Raw genomic sequence first — 18,142 nt, 5'->3', positions numbered from 1 at the left:
AAACCCTGTTTGAATATTCCGCACTCTGAGTGAACACTATGCCCACCAATACATTCTATAAAATGGCGTTTGAGTAATTCTAAGAAAACAGGAGCATTTTGAAGATAATCAAAGTATATAGAGGGAGAGGGATTTAAATGAAAAAAGATGAAATGGCACAGATAGTACAAAACAGAAAAAAGTTAAGTGTAAAATCAATGTATTTTAATCGATATTTACTTGTAAGATATGTATCCGCGTTATTCTTTTTTACAAATTTTTATTGGTTAATCTCATTATTGATGAGTGATTCGTCACTATTCTTTATCCCATTGGTATTAATCATCGTATTTGTTGTGAGTGCTGCCGAACAGGTAAAAATATTTAGCAGTCATACTAATAATGCAAAACACACAAAATACTATTTTAAAATTCAACTTGTGATAAATATTATATTGTTATTACCAACTTATTTTTCTTCTTCCTTTACCCAGTTATACCCTTTCCTAATTGAAAAAGGGTCGTCTAAACTATTTATTTTAGCGATATTAGTGTTAGGAGTAATATTGAGTGCGATCACTCTCAAGCGTTTACATTCGATTAAACATAATGAGGATAAACATTTTGAACGCATCAAGGAATATGAACAAGCTATTAATTAATAATAGATAGAAGGGGAAATTACAATGGAAAATGAAAATAAAGTATTTGCTTTCTTAGAGAAGTATCTAATGGGTCCAATGGGTAAAATTGCGTCCTTTCGTATAGTGCGTGCCATAATGGCTGCAGGGATGGCTTCTATTCCGTTTGTAATTGTAGGATCGATGTTCTTAGTCTTGAACGTACTACCAGAGACATTTACTTTTTTAGAGGGCTTTTTTGATAATACATTTTTCAGAATTAGTGATTTGTATATGTTAGCAAACAAAACAACGATGGGAATATTAGCGTTATATTTTGGCCTCGTTATTGGGTATGAGTATACAAAAATATTTGCTGAAGAAGAAGAGTTAAACCTAAACCCGTTAAATGGTGCTTTACTATCTTTGTTTGCATTTTTTATGACTGTTCCTCAGTTAGTTATCGAAAATGGGAAAATGACTCTCGTACATCTAATTGATGAAGACAATACAATTGTCCATGGGTGGGAAATGGTTGCAGATGGGGTAAGTCGCTTAGGAGCGACAGGAATATTCACAGCAATCATTATGTCCGTTATAGCGGTGCAAGTCTATAGATTGTGTGTTAAACAAAATTGGGTTATTAAAATGCCTGAGGCCGTTCCAGAGGGTGTGTCCAGGTCATTCACAGCCCTAATTCCGGCATTTCTAGTAGCTTTTGTTGTTTTATTAATCAATGGTATTCTAGTTGCACTGGGGACTGATATCTTTAAGATTGTTGCAATTCCTTTTGGCTTTGTTGTTAATTTAACAAGTAGCTGGGTAGGTATTTTAATTATTTACTTCTTAATCTCCGCTCTTTGGATTGTAGGTATTCATGGGGCAACTATTATTTCAGGCTTCTTGACACCAATCGTTCTAACAAACTTGCAATCTAACATAGATGGAGCAAACATTCCATTTGCAGGCGAATTCCAAAATGCATTTGTTTATATGGGTGGTTCGGGGGCTACTTTAGGCTTATGTATTTTCATTGCATTTTTAGCTAAATCAAAGCAATTAAAAGTTCTAGGCAAAGCCGCTCTTGCTCCTGGTATTTTTAATATTAATGAGCCGCTAATATTCGGATTACCAATTGTCTATAATCCCTTTTTAGCAATCCCATTTTTCCTAGCACCAATGGTATCAGCATCAATAGGTTATTGGTCGATCAAACTAAAAATTATAGGTCCTGTTATCGCACATCTTCCTTGGCCTACTCCAATTGGTGCCGGAGCTTTCTTGAGTACAGGTGGGGACTACTTGGCAATCATTGTTGCATTGGTTTCTGCTATTGCAGCATTTATAGTTTGGCTGCCCTTCATTAAAATGTATGATAGTAAGTTAGTTAAGCAAGAAGAAGGTGAAGAAGCGTTAATTTAAACTAAATTATAAGTTGCAATCCTGAATAACTAAATTAAGGCAGCATATTGGAAAGATAGACCCCTTCTGATATTGCTGCTTTTTCATTCAAAAACCGCTTACTCTTCTTTCATAATGAATGACTTGTTTTTATTTTGAGTAATATCTTCTACAGTCCTTGCTTCTTGTCCATCACTTTGATCAGTAGTATGCATACCCCTTGAGTATTATCAACAAATGCTTAATAATTAGTGCAAATGCTTTATTTTTGCTATCCATTTAGAATACTTTCAATCGCTTTCATATCAAAGAGATAAAAGAGCGGGATGGTAGCGGTACAATAAGGAGGAGAAGATTATCTTGAACAAATTACAAGGGAAAACGGCGATTGTAACAGGTGCCAGTGCTGGGATTGGAGCTGCTATTGCTAAGGAATTAGCTAGTGAGGGGGCAAATGTCGTCCTAGCCGCCCGCAGGCTAAAAAAGTTAAACGAGTTAAAGAATGAAATTGCAGAAATAACAAACGGAAAAGTGAAAGTCATTGCTGTCCAGGCGGATGTATCCGTTAAGAATGACGTTAATCAACTCGTGGAACAGGCACAAACGGAGCTAGGAAATGTAGACATTCTTGTCAATAATGCTGGGCAAATGCTAACAGCCACCGTCCAATCTGGACAGGTGGAGGAATGGGAAAAAATGATCGATCTAAATGTGAAGGGTACCCTTTATAGCATTGATGCTGTCTTACCTTCCATGCTATCCCGTTCTACTGGCCATATCATTAACATTGCTTCTGTTTCTGGCCTTGAAGTAACAAAGACAAGTACCGTCTATAGTGCTACAAAACATGCTGTTCGGGTTATCTCTCAAGGGTTAGAAAAGGAACTCGCCAAAACAGGTGTAAGGATAACCAATATTTCACCAGGTATGGTTGATACGAGCTTAAGCAGTGACAACAACTGGAATGGCCGTAAAAAGCTTGAGCCAACTGATATCGCAAAGGCTGTCGTCTATGCTGTTACCCAGCCTAGTTATGTGAATGTTAACGAGATTACGGTGCGACCGGTGTAAAATAGAGGGGCCTATGAAGGTCCCTCTTTTGATTGATTTTTAGTGTAGATGCTTTTTACTTACAATGCCTACCACCCACAGTCTCTTTGCAACAGGCCTCCTCCCTCATCATCTCCTCCACTAATTCCTGATTCCTCTGCCTGAAAAGATCATTATGCGACGATACCATCGCATATTCCTCGGCCTGCGGTTGAATATATTGCTTCGCCCGGTTCACGGCATTCGCAGCATCTTGGAAACAACCGGCAATCAAATTTAGTTTACCATCGAAAGCTACAATATCCCCCGCCCCATATAAACCAGGAACGGATGATTCACAATGTGTATTACCAGCAATGAAAAAATCATCCTTCATTTGAATATTCAAATCGCTCTCTTGTAGTAAACTCGCATCCTGTTCATAGCCGTGATTAATGATCACATCGTCAACAGTAACTTCAATTTTCTCCCCTGTCACTCGATCCGTCAGTTCCACAGATTTGATTTTTTCATGGTTTTCACAAGCGACTAATTTCGTAATCGTCGTTTGCGAAAGCTGCGTCACAGAGCTGTTCCGTAACTGGGTCACTTGTGCTTCATGACCAGTCGGTTCACTCTTTCGGTAGGTCATATATATTTTTTTCGCGATTGGTTCGAGTTCATTCGCCCAGTCAATCGCCGCATTGCCACCTCCTGAAATAAGCACAGTTTTACCTTGGAATCGCTTAAGTGACGTAACTGCGTAATGAATATTCGCGGCTTCAAATTGTTCCGCTCCTTCAATCTCCAGTCTTTTCGGATTTAGAATTCCTGCCCCAACCGCAACAATTACTGTCTTTGAATAATGCATGTCTCCTAAAGCGGATCGCAATACAAAAATTCCTTCTTCATTACGAGAAATCGCTTCTATTTTCTCATTCAACACTACGGCTGGTTCAAAAATCAACGCTTGGTCGACTAACTGTTCCATCAGCTTTTCTCCTGGAACGGGCGGCACTCCACCGACATCCCAAATCATTTTTTCCGGATAGACATGGATCTTTCCGCCAAGACGCGGCTGATATTCAATCAGCTTCGTCTTCATTTCCCGTAAACCGCTATAGAAAGTGGAATAGAGCCCGGCCGGACCTCCACCAATAATCGTTACATCAAACAGTTCCTCTTGTTTCATCGTCATCCACTCCAACCCCACATTATTTTAATCTTGAATAGACATTGACACATTGAAAATTTAATTATATATTAACATATATAATTGAAATTGATAATCATTATCAGTGAATATCACTAATTTAGGATGGAGGTAATACAAATGACCCGCCTTTCCGGTGAAGATTTATATATTGGCTATGGGGATCAATCAATCGTTAAAAATCTCAGTTTAACCATTCCAGATAAGAAAATTACAACGATCATCGGATCCAACGGTTGTGGAAAATCTACTTTATTGAAGGCTATTACACGGATTATCCCTCACCAAGGAGGCTCCGTCCTGTTAGATGGGAAAGATATTGCAAAAGAAAATACGAAAACGCTCGCGAAAAAAATGGCAATACTTCCTCAAACTCCTGAAAGTGCCGACGGGTTAACAGTTGGAGAATTAGTATCCTACGGGAGATTCCCTTATCAGACCGGTTTCGGACGTTTAACGAGAAAGGATTTGGAAGTCATCGATTGGGCACTTGAAGTTACAGGTATAGCGGACTTTAAATACCGGCCCATCAGCTCCCTTTCCGGCGGTCAGCGCCAACGAGTTTGGATTGCAATGACACTCGCACAAGAAACGGAAATTATCTTTCTGGACGAGCCAACAACTTATTTAGATATGGCGCACCAGCTCGAGGTTTTAGAGTTATTACAGAAACTAAACGAAGAACATAACCGGACGATTATTATGGTGTTGCATGACTTAAATCAAGCCGCTCGATTCGCCGATTATATCATTGCATTAAAGAATGGAGAGATCGTGAAAGCCGGGGCTTGTGAAGAAATTATAAATTCGGAAGTGCTCCGGGAAGTTTTTCAAATCGATGCCGTCATCGGACGGGATCCGCGCACGAATAAACCTATGTGTATGACGTACAACCTACTGAAAGGGGAAAAACAATATGAAGAAACGAATCATCCCATTTTTGCTGCTGCTCATTCTCATTAGCGCATGCAGCAATTCCAATACAACGAAAGAAACAAGTGACGCACCAGAAGGCGAAGGGGAAACAATTACATACGAATCGGAGACAGGCCCGATTGAGGTTCCCGCCAATCCCGAACGGGTCGTCATCCTCTCTGGCTATACAGGGAATGTCATCCATTTAGGGGTGAACGTTGTCGGTGTAGATGTTTGGTCTAAAGACAATCCGACCTTTGAAGAAGAATTGAAAGATGTAGCAGAAGTTTCAGAGGATGATCTGGAAGGGATCTTGGAATTAGAACCAGACCTAATTATTGCGCTATCAACGGTGAACAATCTCGATAAATTAGAAGAAATTGCACCAACTGTAACCTATACATGGGGAAAAGTAGATTATTTAACCCAACATATCGAAATTGGCAAACTTCTTGGGAAAGAGGAAGAAGCGACAGAATGGGTTGAGGACTTTAAACAGCGCGCGGAGCAAATCGGGGAAGACGTCCGTGCCAAGATTGGTGAAGATGCAACCGTATCGGTTATGGAAGCCTATGGCAAAGATCTTTATGTTTACGGTGAGGACTTTGCCCGTGGAACAGAAATCTTATATGATTCAATGAAACTTAAAATGCCTGAAAAAGTAAAAGAACATGCATCCGAATCAGGTTATTATACATTATCGGCAGAAGTGCTCCCGGAATTTGCAGGGGATTATATCGTGCTAAGTAAATATTCCGAGGCAGACACCGCCTTCCAGGAAACGGACACCTACAGGAACATACCGGCTGTGAAAAATGGTAATGTGATTGATATGCAAGGGGAAGGTGCATCATTCAGCGACCCGGTTACATTGGAGAAGCAGCTCACACTCTTTGAAGAAGGATTTCTAGGAAAGTAAAATTATGAAGGAAAAAGCTTTAGCATTCAAATTTATTCTAGCCATTCCCATCTTTATCTGCATGTTTCTTCTTGCAATGAGCTTTGGTGCAGCAGAAATTTCAGTTCAAGATGTGTGGCTCGCGCTCATAACATCCAATAAGAATGACGCAATTTCCATTATCCGTGATATTCGCTTACCCCGGGAAATTGCCGCAATTGCTGTTGGAGCAGCGCTTGCTGTATCTGGTGCGATCATGCAAGGTTTAACCAGGAATCCGCTTGCCGATCCTGGACTCCTCGGTTTAACGGCCGGTGCGAATACGGCTTTAGCAATTACGATTGCCCTCCTTCCTACAGCCAACTACTTTCTAACGATGGTTGCCTGTTTTATCGGAGCGGCAATCGGTGCCGGATTAGTATTTGGCATTAGTTCCATGAAAAAAGGCGGGTTCTCTCCCTTTCACATTGTACTTGCCGGAGCTGCCGTCTCCGCATTTCTAGTTGCCATTGCTGAGGGAATTGGAATTTATTTTAAAATATCAAAAGACATTTCCATGTGGACAGCAGGCGGAATGATCGGCACGAATTGGAAGCAACTGCAAATTATCATGCCCTTTATCCTTATCGGGATTGTGCTGGCCATCTTCCTTTCCAAGCAGCTGACGATTCTCAGTTTAAATGAAGAAGTAGCGATAGGCCTTGGACAAAATATTTTCAAAGTTAAAATCCTGCTCTTTATCGCCATTATTATCCTTGCAGGCGCATCCGTTGCCCTGGTTGGGAATATGACGTTTATTGGACTGATGATCCCGCATATCGTCCGAGCAATCGTTGGGACGGATTATCGGTTTATTTTACCAATGGCTGCGATTGCAGGGGCTACGTTCATGCTGTTCGCTGATACGGTTGGGCGTACGTTGAATGCACCATTTGAAACGCCTGTTGTCGCTATCATCTCTGTGATCGGCTTACCATTTTTCCTCCTCATCGTTCGTAAAGGAGGAAAAGCATTCGTATGATACATCCGGCATTAATTAATAAACAGCGCATCATTTTAGTTATTTCACTATTACTTATTATAACGACGGTTATAATAAGCATGGGCATCGGTTCATCCAGCTTAACCTTTGACCGACTCATTCAGACGCTTCTCGGATCTGGCAGTAGAAATGAGGAATTCATCTTATATTCGATTCGCTTGCCACGGATATTGATTACCCTTCTAGCTGGGATGGCACTCGCTCTGTCTGGATCAATCCTGCAAGGAATTACGAGAAATGATTTGGCTGATCCTGGTATTATCGGAATTAATTCCGGTGCGGGAGTCGCCATTGCCGTTTTCTTTTTATTTTTTCCGATTGAAGCTGGACGCTTTGTTTATATGATTCCAGTTGTTGGATTTCTCGGCGCATTTATCACTGGTTTCCTTATTTATCTATTTGCTTATAGTAAAAAAAGTGGCTTGCAGCCTGTAAATCTCGTGCTCATCGGAATCGGATTTTCTGCGGCACTGTCAGGTGCGATGATTGTGATTATTTCCTCTGCCGAGCGGGAGAAAGTAGATTTTATCGCCAAATGGATCGCAGGGAATATCTGGGGAACCGACTGGCCATTTATTGTGGCTCTCCTTCCCTGGCTTGTCGTTTTGATTCCATTTACTTTATATAAAGCGAACCGGTTGAACCTGCTTGGGTTAAGTGAACCTGTTGCAGTTGGTGTTGGGGTTTCCATTGAGAGAGAACGCGTCACGCTACTTTTAACAGCTGTTGCATTAGCAGCTGCTGCCGTTTCTGTCACAGGGGGGATCAGCTTTATCGGACTGATTGCACCACATCTTGCGAAATCCCTAGTCGGACCGAGGAATCAATTGTTTATCCCGGTTGCGATTTTACTTGGTGGCTGGTTGCTGTTGGTTGCGGATACAGTTGGAAGAAATTTGATTGATACAACGATTCCGGCTGGAATTATGGTTGCTTTGATTGGTGCGCCATATTTTGTTTATTTGTTGGTGAGGGATTGAGGATGAAACGATTAAAATAAAAAATGGCTGCAAATGGATAACGATTTGCAGTCATTTCATCTTCAATTATTCCACACCAGGATGATTCCCGGAAAAACCCAAACAGTATGATGAAGATATAAACTCCAATGATTATAATGAGGAACATATAAGAGATAACGAACCGATCCGATTTTTATCGATTTCAGTTAGAAGACTTAGAGAAAGAAACATCCGTAATTAGAAGGATTGCACCTGTTGCACAACCTCCTTATAAATCTTTACTTTTGGAAAAAACTGACTTCTATATTATCTATATGTCTGACTAAATAGCAAAACAGCATCGGATTTTAACTACCAATGCTGTTTTAATTATTTATATTTGGAACTATGAACGAGTCTAGCATAGATGACTAGATACTCACACTTCAAAAAGATTTAACATAGTAGTCCGTAATAATGGGAAATGCAAGAAGTGCACGAACGAAATTGTCACAATCCCAGATCAGTTAATATACTCTCCATTTTTTCACTTCTGCAAAAATATGAAATTCACCCATTAGATATTTCAATTCGCTTTTAGAACCTTATATGAGACTGTTTCACGAATTTAGAGCTGTTTTATCTAATAGAACCCTGCTATAAGACAGATTCAAATCCTTTAAGTCTCATAATTCATAACTGCTGAGCATACCACTTTTTCATTGATGGACATCGTTCCTTTTACGATTTTGTTTTCCTTTGATTCGTCCACTCATAGATAAATTGAATCATTGTTTTCGTAAATTGAAGAAGTTGTTGAATAGAAACCTCCTCATTGACCGCATGTGCATGCCTGAACTCACCCGGTCCATAAATCGCTGCCGGTATCCCCATATGCCCAAACCATCCTCCATCGGTAACAGAAGGGGAAACATCGATGACCACCTTACTATCGTGTACCATTTCATGAGACGCGGCTAGCGCATGAACCGCAGTATAATTCTTATCGACTTCTAATGATGGGAAGATTTCCCCGCGTTCTTCAATCATCGAAGTTCCACCCCATTCAAAAGTAGGCGGATGATGGCACAACCAAGGATCTGCTTTGGCAATGCGAAGAATATAGTCTTCTATTTCTTTACTCACTTGTTCATGCGTCTCATTCGGATAATAATGCACCGTGATCCATAAACGACACTCATCAGCAATAAATGCCGCATGGCGTCCCCCTTCAATTACAGCAGGATTAATCGTATTCGTTCCCGCCGGATATCCTTCATACTGTTTCGTTACAGCCCAATAGCGCTCCAGCTCTTGTAAGCCTTCTATAACTTTCATCATCTTTTCAATTGCACTCGCTTCAGGCAGACCACCGCCAGCATGTATCATGTTCCTTCTCATCGCATCATGAAACGTACGCGGATTTTTTACCGTAATCCACCCAGTTATTACACCGCCTTGACCTTGGATATGTAAATCACTCGTATCTACTACAAGCGCAAAGTCTGCATTATACCCTCGCTCGCAACATTGCAACGTACCCGCCTCACCAACTTCTTCACCTATAACAGATTGGAAAATCAGATCTCCTGGCAATTCGATATCCGCTTCATTCAATAGTTTCGTTGCGAATAATGCACTAGCAAGCCCGCCCTTCATATCAGCGGCTCCTCGACCAATAATCCGATCTTCTTCGATAATCGGCTCGAATGGATTCGTTTTCCACACTTCATCTTCACGAGCCTCAGCTACATCAATATGACCATTGATGATGAGACTATTATGTGTAGTAGATTTTATTCCCTTTTTCACACCAACAACATTCGGGTCATTTGGATACACGTCCCACATGTCGATTTCAAAGCCCATTCGATGTAAATAATCAGCGATAAAATTCTGTGCATCTTTCGTATTCCGAGCAGGAGGCGCAGATGTATTATATTCAATGAGCTTTGATAATAAATCAATTAATTCCATTTTTCTTGCGTCGACTTGCTTTAATAAGTGTTCAACCGTTATATCCATTAGATAACTCCCTCTCTAATTTATTTTAATAGACAACTAGTCATTCACCTCCCTAAACAAAAAAACCACTCCTAGAAAATAGAAGTGGTTAGAATAAGACACAAATTAGTTACATGAAAAAACATGTTCTTCAATCTGTTCTATTCACCGCTTCCTTACGCTAGTTCAAACTAGATCAAGTTCAAGGGTTGAGGATTACCTCTCTCAGTTTTTCAGTAAAACACCCCTAGTGGTGATTAAATATGAGTTTTTCAGACATTAAGTTTAGTATGTCATATTGATTGTTAAACTGCAACCTCTGTTTGATGTACTCTCTTCTATTTTGATTTCTTATGATAAAACGAAATGTATGCAGGACTATTTAGCTCATTTTTTATCATAATTAATTATCATTAATTAAAAATAAAATTTCAGTTATACTAAAAAAAAGATTCGACGGTAAGTAAGAAAAACCCTCTAATACAGGCATATTCAAGTGTCTTATTAGGGGGTTTTATTTAGATTACATATATAGCGTCATCATGTTGAAATTACTCTTCAAAAAAAGAAAACAGCTTAAAGTGTATGTCAGCAACATTATATTTGCATCTATAAACAAACATGTCTATTTTAGTTATAAAAGTATCCCCTTGTCCGGTTTTTGGTTTTACTTAACTAGCATTGAGCTACCATAATGACTCGCGGGCAAACGATCAGATATGGTACCTCAAATTCAAAAACTAATGATGAAAGCGCTAATCGGAGCTACATTAGCAAATCTTCTGAACGGCGCCATTGTTGCAATGCTTATTTTCTAATAAATCTATACTTGAATACCAGAAAGAATATTATTTAGGATGTTTGCTTCAAGCGAATAACAATGATTGATGTATGTTTGTTTGAATGATATCCTATTTAATATTGGAATATAGATTGAAAGAAGGTCTTTCATGAAGAATACAGATCATGCTATCAATAAAGGTCCTTTTAATTTACAGAACCTTATTTTAACAATTGGAATTATATTCGTAGCTTTTAACTTACGGCCTGCTATTACGTCAATCGGTCCTTTAATTCGTTTAATCAGAGATGACGTTGATATTACGAATGGAACGGCAGGGTTATTGACAAGCTTACCCCTGATTACATTTGCCATTGTATCACCAATTGTTCCAAAGTTATCTAGAAAATTAACAAGCGAAATTGCATTAATCATTGGTTTACTTTTAATCATTATCGGTATTCTAATTCGCTCTTTCGCAATTCTTACCCCGTTATTGCTAGGAACACTTATTATTGGTTCGGGTATTGCAATATGTAATGTCTTATTACCAGGAATAATTAAGGATAATTTCCCGTTGAAGGTTGCACTCATGACAGGTGTTTACTCAACAGCTATGAATATATTTGCAGCCTCTGCTTCAGGGTTAAGTTATCCATTTACAAAAATGTTAAATGGAAATTGGCAATTATCTCTGCAAATCTGGATGATACCTGCAATCCTAGCTGTCCTTATTTGGATATATATAACAAGAAAAAATACAGTAAACAATGAAGGAAAACAGATACAACTAGAAAGTAATAATTCGGCTAATAATCGAATGTGGGGTTCCGCCTTGGCATGGCAGGTTGCAACCCTTTTAGGCTTACAATCATTCTTATTTTATGTGACGATATCTTGGTTGCCTGAAATGTTGATTTCAAATGGTGTAAGTTTAACGACAGCTGGTTGGCTCCTATCTTTCGCACAGATTATTGGGCTTCCCGCTAGCTTTTTAGTACCGACCTTTGCCGGTAAAGTGAGATCCCAAAGCCTTATTGCTGTATCGATGGGATTATCAGCTTTCTTTGGTTATAGCGGTCTTCTGCTAGGGAGCTCGATGCCTATATTGATTATAAGTATTACATTAATTGGCATCACGTTAAATGGTGGGTTCGCATTAGCTTTAACTCTACTAGGCTTACGTGCAAAAACCTCTGAACAAGCCTCAGAGTTATCGGGTATGGCCCAGTCGATTGGATATTTATTAGCTGCTGCAGGTCCTTTTGCGATAGGCATAGTATTTGATTTAACAACGAGTTGGACGGTGCCATTAATTGTATTAATTCTAATATCTACATTAATAATGATCTTTGGCTTTCTAGCAGGAAGAAATAAATATGTATTAAATTAAATATGCAACTTTTACACTGAGGCAACATTCCAAACTTTGACGTTAATGATTTCTTTTTCCACAATGATCATTGCGTTAATCGCAGTCGTTGCCTCTATTTAAAAAACTCAGATGAAGGTACACCTGATAAATCATTTGCTTCCCCCTGCTCAAATGCGATTAATACCTCATCTTGCTGACCAGGTTCTAAATCAACGAACTTCTGAGAAAACTCTTTGTTGCTGTGATTATCCAGTTCTTTTAAACCTGAACGGAATAAGTCTTTTCGGAAAAGCTTAATCTGTTCTCCTTGCGTTTCCTCCGGTTCATACCATGGACCCAATCGATAATCACTGCCGTTGATCCCCCATTGACTGGCAAGCTGATGGTCAATATAGATTGCTGCATTTAAATCTTTTGCGCCTGGTCCTAAGTCATCCGCTGGGAAGATACGTTCACAAGCGGCTACTGTAGTCTGATATTCATCAGGATAGAAAAACATCAATGCAATATTTGGATTTTCCTCGGGTGCTGCTGGTGCCACATCGGTTTCTGTATTTTTATTACTACCAAGTAAACCCCCGATTGTACCACCAACAACAATGCCCCCAACGGCTATGCCTGAGTTTCTTAAAAATGTACGTCTCCAACGGTCTGTACCTTGTTTTTCACCTGTATTATTTTTCTTTTTGTCGTCTGACATAGAAATAACCTCCTATTTATTAATTGAAAGCACTTATATTTGCCAAAAATGGAGTAAAAGTTAAAAAATGATCCAAATAACCACTTTTCTCTAGCTTAGACATATAAACAAAGAAAAATACTTTTAGTTTATGTAAAGCTAGCTACAATACTTAAAACGGGGCTGTTGCACATCAGATAACTGATTGTACAACAGCTTTTTTGTGTAAACACAAAAAAACAGACCACAAAGGGTCTGCTCTCGTGTATTATTAATTTATGACTAATAAAACAATAATACAACCCCAGTATACGCAAACATCCGGTAATTATCAATTATATCTACCGATGGATGTAGAAGAAATGATTCCGATGGATGATTCGGTCCGACTTCACTGCCTCTTATGTGAAAGGATGGATTATAGAGAACTATTACAGGCGTACTCTCCAAAAGGGAGAAAACCGGCAGTCGATCCAGTCATTCTATTTAAGGTCATTACCTACGCAGCTTCGCAAAAAATCTATTCTTCCCGCGAAATCGAAAAAGCATGTCGCCGGGATATCAATTTTCGTTGGCTTCTTCAAGGGTATACAGCTCCGGATCATTCCACCATCAGTCGTTTCAAGCAAAAATATCTGACTGATAGCGTAATGGAACAGCTCTTCTTCCAACAAGTCGTGTGGCTCTATCAACAAGAAGCGATTACCGGTGAAACAATCTATATAGATGGCACAAAAATCGAAGCGTATGCCAATCGGTATTCTTTTGTATGGAAAAAGGCAATCACCAAGCATGAAGCCAAGATGTATACCAAATGGCAAGCCCTTCTGGAACAGATTAATACAACGTACTGTCAGATCTTCACAAGTCCTTACGAGACCTTTTTGGATGATTTGAAACAAGTACTTGCTTTCCTGGAGAAAATACAAGAGGAAGAAAACATCACGTTTGTTTATGGCAAAGGGAAAAGAAAAAACGTCCTTCAACGTTACCATGAACAAGTAAAGGAAATGCTTCAGCGCAAAGAACACTATGATGCTTCCAATCAGATTATGGGAGAGAAACGAAACAGCTATTCCAAAACAGACCATGATGCGACGTTTATGCGTATGAAAGATGATCATATGCGGAATGGTCAACTCAAACCGGCCTATAATGTCCAAGCTGCCGTGGATGCGGAATTTATCGTTGGAATTAATGTGTTTTCCGATCGAAACGACACAACAACATTGATTCCAATGCTTCAATATTTAAAGGAAAATCTCCCCTTCGCGTATCGCCATATCGTCGCAGATTCCGGATATGAAAGCGAAGAAAATGATGTGTATTTAAAGAAGCAACAACAGACGGCCTATATCAAACCGCAAAATCATTAACGCAAGAAAAAAGCTTCTTTCAAAAAGGACATCAGACATCGAGAAAACATGGCTTATCCGAGGAGTTAGAAATAATGCCTGGTAGTAATTTATCCCAAGACTAAAATCACGAGTGTTCTTGATTTTATTTAAAAAACCTCTCTGCCATATTCGGAATAACAGAGAGGTTTTATATCAGCTAGGTGCTATTAATTTTTTTCATTTAAAGCCTTTATTTCCTCTTTATCCAAGTAGGTGACTTCCGCTATAAGATTGATATCTAATCCTTTGCTCAACATTTCCATGGCAACTTCTTTCTTACCTATTTCCTTCCCTATCTCCTTCCCAATTTCTTTTCCCTTTTCCTCATACGAGATTGGTATCTCGAGAATCTTTTCTGCTTCTGGCAGCTCTTCAATTTCCTTCATTAGCTGTTCCTCCTGTTCTGTAGGAGTTTTTATATTTTTTCTTTTAATCTCTTTATTTCCTCTTTATCCAAGTAGGTGACTTCCGCTATAAGGTTGATATCTAATCCTTTTCTCAGCATTTCCATGGCAACCTCTTTCTTACCTATTTCTTTTCCTTTTTCCTCATACGAAATTGGTATCTCAAGAATCCTTTCCGCTTCTGGCAGTTCTTCAATTTCCTTCATTAGCTGTTCCTCCTGTTCTGTAGTTAGTTTTAAATATGTCTCAAAAAATCCATAGACAATACGCTGCTTGGCTGGGTTTAATTTCATTTTCACCATCATGCGCAGAAATTCCTTTTTAACCTGTACCTTTTCCTTTTCCTGATATCCCATTTCACTCATAAGTGCTGCAGCAACTGGGTTTTCAGAGAGAATATAATCACGCCAGTTCTTTTTCTTTAGATGCAGTGTCAGATAGTTGAATGTCAGCACATGGAAAAAAGGGAATTCCATTGTGTACTGGTTTCTTTCCCAGTCTGCTTTATAAGTTAGTACAGCAATAGGCACTATCGGTTTTTGATACTTATTGTACAGCATGCTGAAATAGTGATACATGCGCTCGTGGAAATGCTTTTGTTCATAACTTTGCGGCTCAACATGGATAATTACCACAACATCTGTCCCTTTTAGTGTTGTTTCAATAACAATATCCAACCTGCGGGTTTCTCCCTGTAATACATCGGTATACACTTCTTCAGACAGTGGTTTTATCGCATGAAAATCAATACCTTCGTAAACGTCGGGAAAGAATGCTTCGAGAAATTCTTTAAAAAATGTTTTGATAAGGTCCTTGTACAGTTGATCATGTTTTGTGTAGGTTGATTTTGAGGGTTCTTCTTTAATAAGCTGTGGCAGGGCTGCCATTTTAATCACATCCTTTAGGGGGTTTGGTGCGATGACGGAGGTGCTGTTTCTGCTTATAATATAGCATGTTTTTAATTAAATGCAAATTATTCAAATATCTTAAGGCAGGCTCGTTTTAGATACATCTATTCCGAATATTAAAGTCAGTACTTTTTCTTTCCATATGTCATTAATTTTATTACGTATTGCATTATCGTTGACCCTTTAACATCTCAACAAGCGTCAATCTTAGTCCTCTAGCATTCATGGCAACGAATATATCCTTAGAAAACCTTGACTTAATCTTGTAGTTCCTTTTAACTGTTTTATTTTTTTGCAATATTATACTAAATCAAATACTATGAATGCACCAACGACTCAAATGAGAATGGAGGTGAAAAAAACGGGAACGTATTAGCATACTGAGCGGCATCCTCTGGATATTGATCTCCATATTCAGATGTTAACTGTTCAAAAAGTCCCTTTTCAGAAAAATGCATAAGGTCGATATAATTTTGAGCAGCCTGTAAGGCATTTTGATATTCTCGCGGCACATCAGCTTCTTCTGGTTCCGGTTCCGTCTTTGCCTCTGCCTCTACTTCTTCAACTTCTTCAGGGTTTTCTTCAACGTTTTCATCCTCATTATCTTCAGACAAGCTTTCTTCTGCATCTGCATTATCGTCACTTTGATTACTTTCGCCTGATTCTGTCTCCCCGCAAGCCGCTAAAACGAAGGCAATAAGTAATGATAATATAAACACTGATAATTTCCTCATAGTTATTCCCCCATATGTATAATGTTATGAGTATATTATCCTATATTTTGTCACTCATTACAAGACTATTTACCCTTATCATATTGTTTCCAAAACCCAAATTACCTTGATTTTTAACTGATACCTGCCCTTTTGCTTGCTGGAGGAAGTTTAGCTATGAAGTTATCCGAATTGGATTTAAAAGCTCTCCTTCTGTTATTATAGGCCTACAAATAATCAAAACGTCTATATTTTACTTTTGCACCTTTAGTTTAATTTTTTCACTATGGAACCTACTGCAATACCAAATAAAGCGTGTGAGACAGTCCAATAATTCCATGCAGCTACATCATTATATCTAGGCGGCTTGTTTGTTAAAGCACTGAGGAAATATAATGCTCCCCCACCAACAGAATAAACCAAAACATAAGGAAAAATATTTTTTTCCAAGCGAAATGACTTTAAAACATAATATAGACTTAGAGTACTAAGGACACACGTTGCATAATGAAAGCCAATCCCCACACCCGGAATATGCTTATATCTCTTAATAAAAGGAATGTACCCGATGTTATACAACAAAGTTTCAGAGGGGTTCCCAGTTATTTTACGGACGACTTTTAGTGAAGCAGCCAGAACTGCACCTGAGAAAATGCCTGTTGCTATAAGCTTTGAGATTCTCATCTTATCACTTGCTAGATATAGTATAGTTGGCTATACCCCTTCAACAATTTGAATGAAACACTTCGTTATAAAAATTGCATCAAACAGCTTCAAATTATTCAACGAGAACACCATCAAGAAAATCCCCGACTCTTCTCTGGAACTCACTGGTTATGTTATCCATTGCCTTCGTATGCCCCGTCTCAGGGACAAGCCATAATTCTTTTTCACCACCCGCTTCATTATAAATCTCATGGGCCATGTCAGTTGGAACTAAATCATCATCTTCTCCGTGGATGATGAGAAGCGGTAGTGTATTCTTTTTAACCTGCTGAGTAGCCGAGCCTTCACCGAGCATATAACCAGCACGAGTCTTTGATATGACACTAGTAACTTCGAGTAGCGGAAATGCTGGCAGTCCATATAAATGTTGCAATTGATGAGCCAATTCATCCTTTATCGTGCTATAGCTGCTATCAGCGATAATTCCCTTCACCTCTTCCGGCAACTCTTCTCCACTTGTCATTAATACAGTGGCGGCTCCCATTGAATTTCCGTGCAAAATAATATTCTCCGTTCCATATTCTTCAATCAGCAAATGAATCCAATCAACATAATCCAATCGATCATGCCAGCCATATCCGATATAGTCTCCTTCACTTTCTCCGTGCCCTCGTGCATCTGGAAGTAAAATATCAAATCCCCTATCATAATAAAATTTGGCTAACTTCCCCATATCGTCACTGGTGTTACGAAAACCATGGGCAAGGATTACAGCTTTTTGATCGTCCGCCTCATTTTCAATAAATTGCGCAACCAGACTCAAATCGTCATAAGAATTCATTTCGATTCGCTTAGGTTGCTGATCATCAAACCAGCTATTCGCCTCCTCTAGAAGGGCCTGGTCCTCTTCGGATGCTACAGAATTAATCGTTGAATCCTCTCGGTGTAATTCTACCTCCGTTCCTCTTTTTATTCCCTGTCCGTAAAAATAATTGCCTGCAAAAATGAACCCGATAAATACGACAGCCAGAATAGCCGCTAATGTAATGAGTATTTTCTTTTTCAAATAAAAACCCCCTTGTCAGTATTAATTTAATTTTCATTACTCCATTATAACAATTAAGATTTGCTTGAATCTATTAAGTATTATACAAAACCATTTGATATAATAGAATAT

18 protein-coding genes and 1 riboswitch are annotated in these 18,142 nt (G+C 38.9%); of the genes, 10 read left to right on the top strand and 8 right to left on the bottom strand.

What is annotated here, in order from left to right; all coding sequences use genetic code 11:
• The first annotated feature begins 137 nt into the window (after nucleotides 1-137).
• From GN217_RS14340 to GN217_RS14330, 3 genes are all read left to right on the top strand, one after another.
• A complete protein-coding gene (locus GN217_RS14340) occupies nucleotides 138-641 on the top strand; it encodes a hypothetical protein (RefSeq protein WP_156857348.1) in 504 nt (167 codons plus the stop codon).
• Between the two features lie 24 nt (nucleotides 642-665).
• Nucleotides 666-2,021 carry a PTS cellobiose transporter subunit IIC gene (celB, locus tag GN217_RS14335; RefSeq protein ID WP_156857347.1) on the top strand — a complete coding sequence of 452 codons (1,356 nt, stop codon included), beginning with the start codon at nucleotides 666-668 and terminating at the stop codon, nucleotides 2,019-2,021.
• 339 nt (nucleotides 2,022-2,360) lie between these two features.
• Entirely contained in the window at nucleotides 2,361-3,071 is a 711-nt protein-coding gene (locus tag GN217_RS14330) for an SDR family oxidoreductase (RefSeq protein WP_156857346.1), read from the top strand.
• 55 nt (nucleotides 3,072-3,126) lie between these two features.
• Here GN217_RS14330 and GN217_RS14325 read toward each other — a convergent pair whose 3' ends face one another.
• A complete protein-coding gene (locus GN217_RS14325; protein ID WP_156857345.1) occupies nucleotides 3,127-4,221 on the bottom strand; it encodes an NAD(P)/FAD-dependent oxidoreductase in 1,095 nt (364 codons plus the stop codon).
• Between the two features lie 141 nt (nucleotides 4,222-4,362).
• On the opposite strand from GN217_RS14325, the gene GN217_RS14320 reads away from it, so the two are divergent.
• The 4 genes from GN217_RS14320 to GN217_RS14305 are packed head-to-tail and all read left to right on the top strand — an operon-like array spanning nucleotide 4,363 to nucleotide 8,077.
• A complete protein-coding gene (locus GN217_RS14320) occupies nucleotides 4,363-5,205 on the top strand; it encodes an ABC transporter ATP-binding protein (RefSeq protein WP_156857344.1) in 843 nt (280 codons plus the stop codon).
• Nucleotides 5,159-6,076 (top strand): iron-hydroxamate ABC transporter substrate-binding protein, encoded by a 918-nt coding sequence (locus tag GN217_RS14315; RefSeq protein ID WP_156857343.1) that lies wholly within the window; start codon nucleotides 5,159-5,161, stop codon nucleotides 6,074-6,076. The genes GN217_RS14320 and GN217_RS14315 overlap by 47 nt, the downstream gene beginning before the upstream one ends.
• Nucleotides 6,077-6,080: 4 nt before the next feature.
• Nucleotides 6,081-7,076, top strand: a complete 996-nt coding sequence (locus GN217_RS14310) for a FecCD family ABC transporter permease (RefSeq protein ID WP_156857342.1) — start codon at nucleotides 6,081-6,083, stop codon at nucleotides 7,074-7,076.
• The gene (locus tag GN217_RS14305; protein WP_156857341.1) at nucleotides 7,073-8,077 is read left to right on the top strand and encodes a FecCD family ABC transporter permease; all 1,005 of its coding nucleotides are present in this window, start codon (nucleotides 7,073-7,075) and stop codon (nucleotides 8,075-8,077) included. Before GN217_RS14310 ends, GN217_RS14305 begins: the two co-directional genes overlap by 4 nt.
• Nucleotides 8,078-8,779: 702 nt before the next feature.
• Here the strand turns inward: GN217_RS14305 and GN217_RS14300 are convergent.
• Nucleotides 8,780-10,063, bottom strand: a complete 1,284-nt coding sequence (locus GN217_RS14300) for an acetylornithine deacetylase (protein WP_156857340.1) — start codon at nucleotides 10,061-10,063, stop codon at nucleotides 8,780-8,782.
• A 135-nt stretch (nucleotides 10,064-10,198) separates the two neighbouring features.
• Nucleotides 10,199-10,301: riboswitch (TPP riboswitch) on the bottom strand.
• Between the two features lie 691 nt (nucleotides 10,302-10,992).
• On the opposite strand from GN217_RS14300, the gene GN217_RS14295 reads away from it, so the two are divergent.
• Together GN217_RS14295 and GN217_RS19455 are read left to right on the top strand one after the other, a co-directional pair.
• A complete protein-coding gene (locus tag GN217_RS14295; RefSeq protein ID WP_156857339.1) occupies nucleotides 10,993-12,216 on the top strand; it encodes a CynX/NimT family MFS transporter in 1,224 nt (407 codons plus the stop codon).
• Nucleotides 12,217-12,318 (top strand): putative holin-like toxin, encoded by a 102-nt coding sequence (locus tag GN217_RS19455; RefSeq protein WP_370459799.1) that lies wholly within the window; start codon nucleotides 12,217-12,219, stop codon nucleotides 12,316-12,318.
• Here the strand turns inward: GN217_RS19455 and GN217_RS14290 are convergent.
• Nucleotides 12,311-12,898 (bottom strand): gluconate 2-dehydrogenase subunit 3 family protein, encoded by a 588-nt coding sequence (locus GN217_RS14290; RefSeq protein ID WP_156857338.1) that lies wholly within the window; start codon nucleotides 12,896-12,898, stop codon nucleotides 12,311-12,313. The genes GN217_RS19455 and GN217_RS14290 overlap by 8 nt on opposite strands.
• A 257-nt stretch (nucleotides 12,899-13,155) precedes the next feature.
• Between GN217_RS14290 and GN217_RS14285 the strand changes: the two genes are divergently transcribed.
• Nucleotides 13,156-14,253 carry a transposase gene (locus GN217_RS14285; protein WP_156857337.1) on the top strand — a complete coding sequence of 366 codons (1,098 nt, stop codon included), beginning with the start codon at nucleotides 13,156-13,158 and terminating at the stop codon, nucleotides 14,251-14,253.
• Between the two features lie 188 nt (nucleotides 14,254-14,441).
• On the opposite strand, the gene GN217_RS14280 is transcribed toward GN217_RS14285, so the two are convergent.
• The 5 genes from GN217_RS14280 to GN217_RS14260 all read right to left on the bottom strand — a co-directional run bounded on the left by GN217_RS14280 (nucleotide 14,442) and on the right by GN217_RS14260 (nucleotide 18,031).
• Nucleotides 14,442-14,660: a hypothetical protein gene (locus GN217_RS14280; RefSeq protein WP_156857336.1), complete on the bottom strand. Its 219-nt coding sequence runs from the start codon at nucleotides 14,658-14,660 to the stop codon at nucleotides 14,442-14,444.
• A gap of 29 nt (nucleotides 14,661-14,689) precedes the next feature.
• Nucleotides 14,690-15,565 (bottom strand): RpnC/YadD family protein, encoded by an 876-nt coding sequence (locus GN217_RS14275; protein WP_156857335.1) that lies wholly within the window; start codon nucleotides 15,563-15,565, stop codon nucleotides 14,690-14,692.
• Between the two features lie 338 nt (nucleotides 15,566-15,903).
• Nucleotides 15,904-16,320: an Ltp family lipoprotein gene (locus tag GN217_RS14270; RefSeq protein ID WP_156857334.1), complete on the bottom strand. Its 417-nt coding sequence runs from the start codon at nucleotides 16,318-16,320 to the stop codon at nucleotides 15,904-15,906.
• A gap of 246 nt (nucleotides 16,321-16,566) precedes the next feature.
• On the bottom strand, nucleotides 16,567-16,983 hold the full coding sequence (locus GN217_RS14265) for a hypothetical protein (RefSeq protein WP_156857333.1): 417 nt from the start codon (nucleotides 16,981-16,983) through the stop codon (nucleotides 16,567-16,569).
• 94 nt (nucleotides 16,984-17,077) lie between these two features.
• A complete protein-coding gene (locus GN217_RS14260) occupies nucleotides 17,078-18,031 on the bottom strand; it encodes an alpha/beta hydrolase (RefSeq protein WP_156857332.1) in 954 nt (317 codons plus the stop codon).
• Nucleotides 18,032-18,142 lie beyond the last annotated feature (111 nt).

The organism is Oceanobacillus sp. AG, from assembly GCF_009746545.1.
GTDB classification, from domain to species: Bacteria; Bacillota; Bacilli; order Bacillales; family Amphibacillaceae; genus Oceanobacillus; species Oceanobacillus indicireducens.
This window is presented reverse-complemented; position numbering and strand designations above follow the sequence as displayed.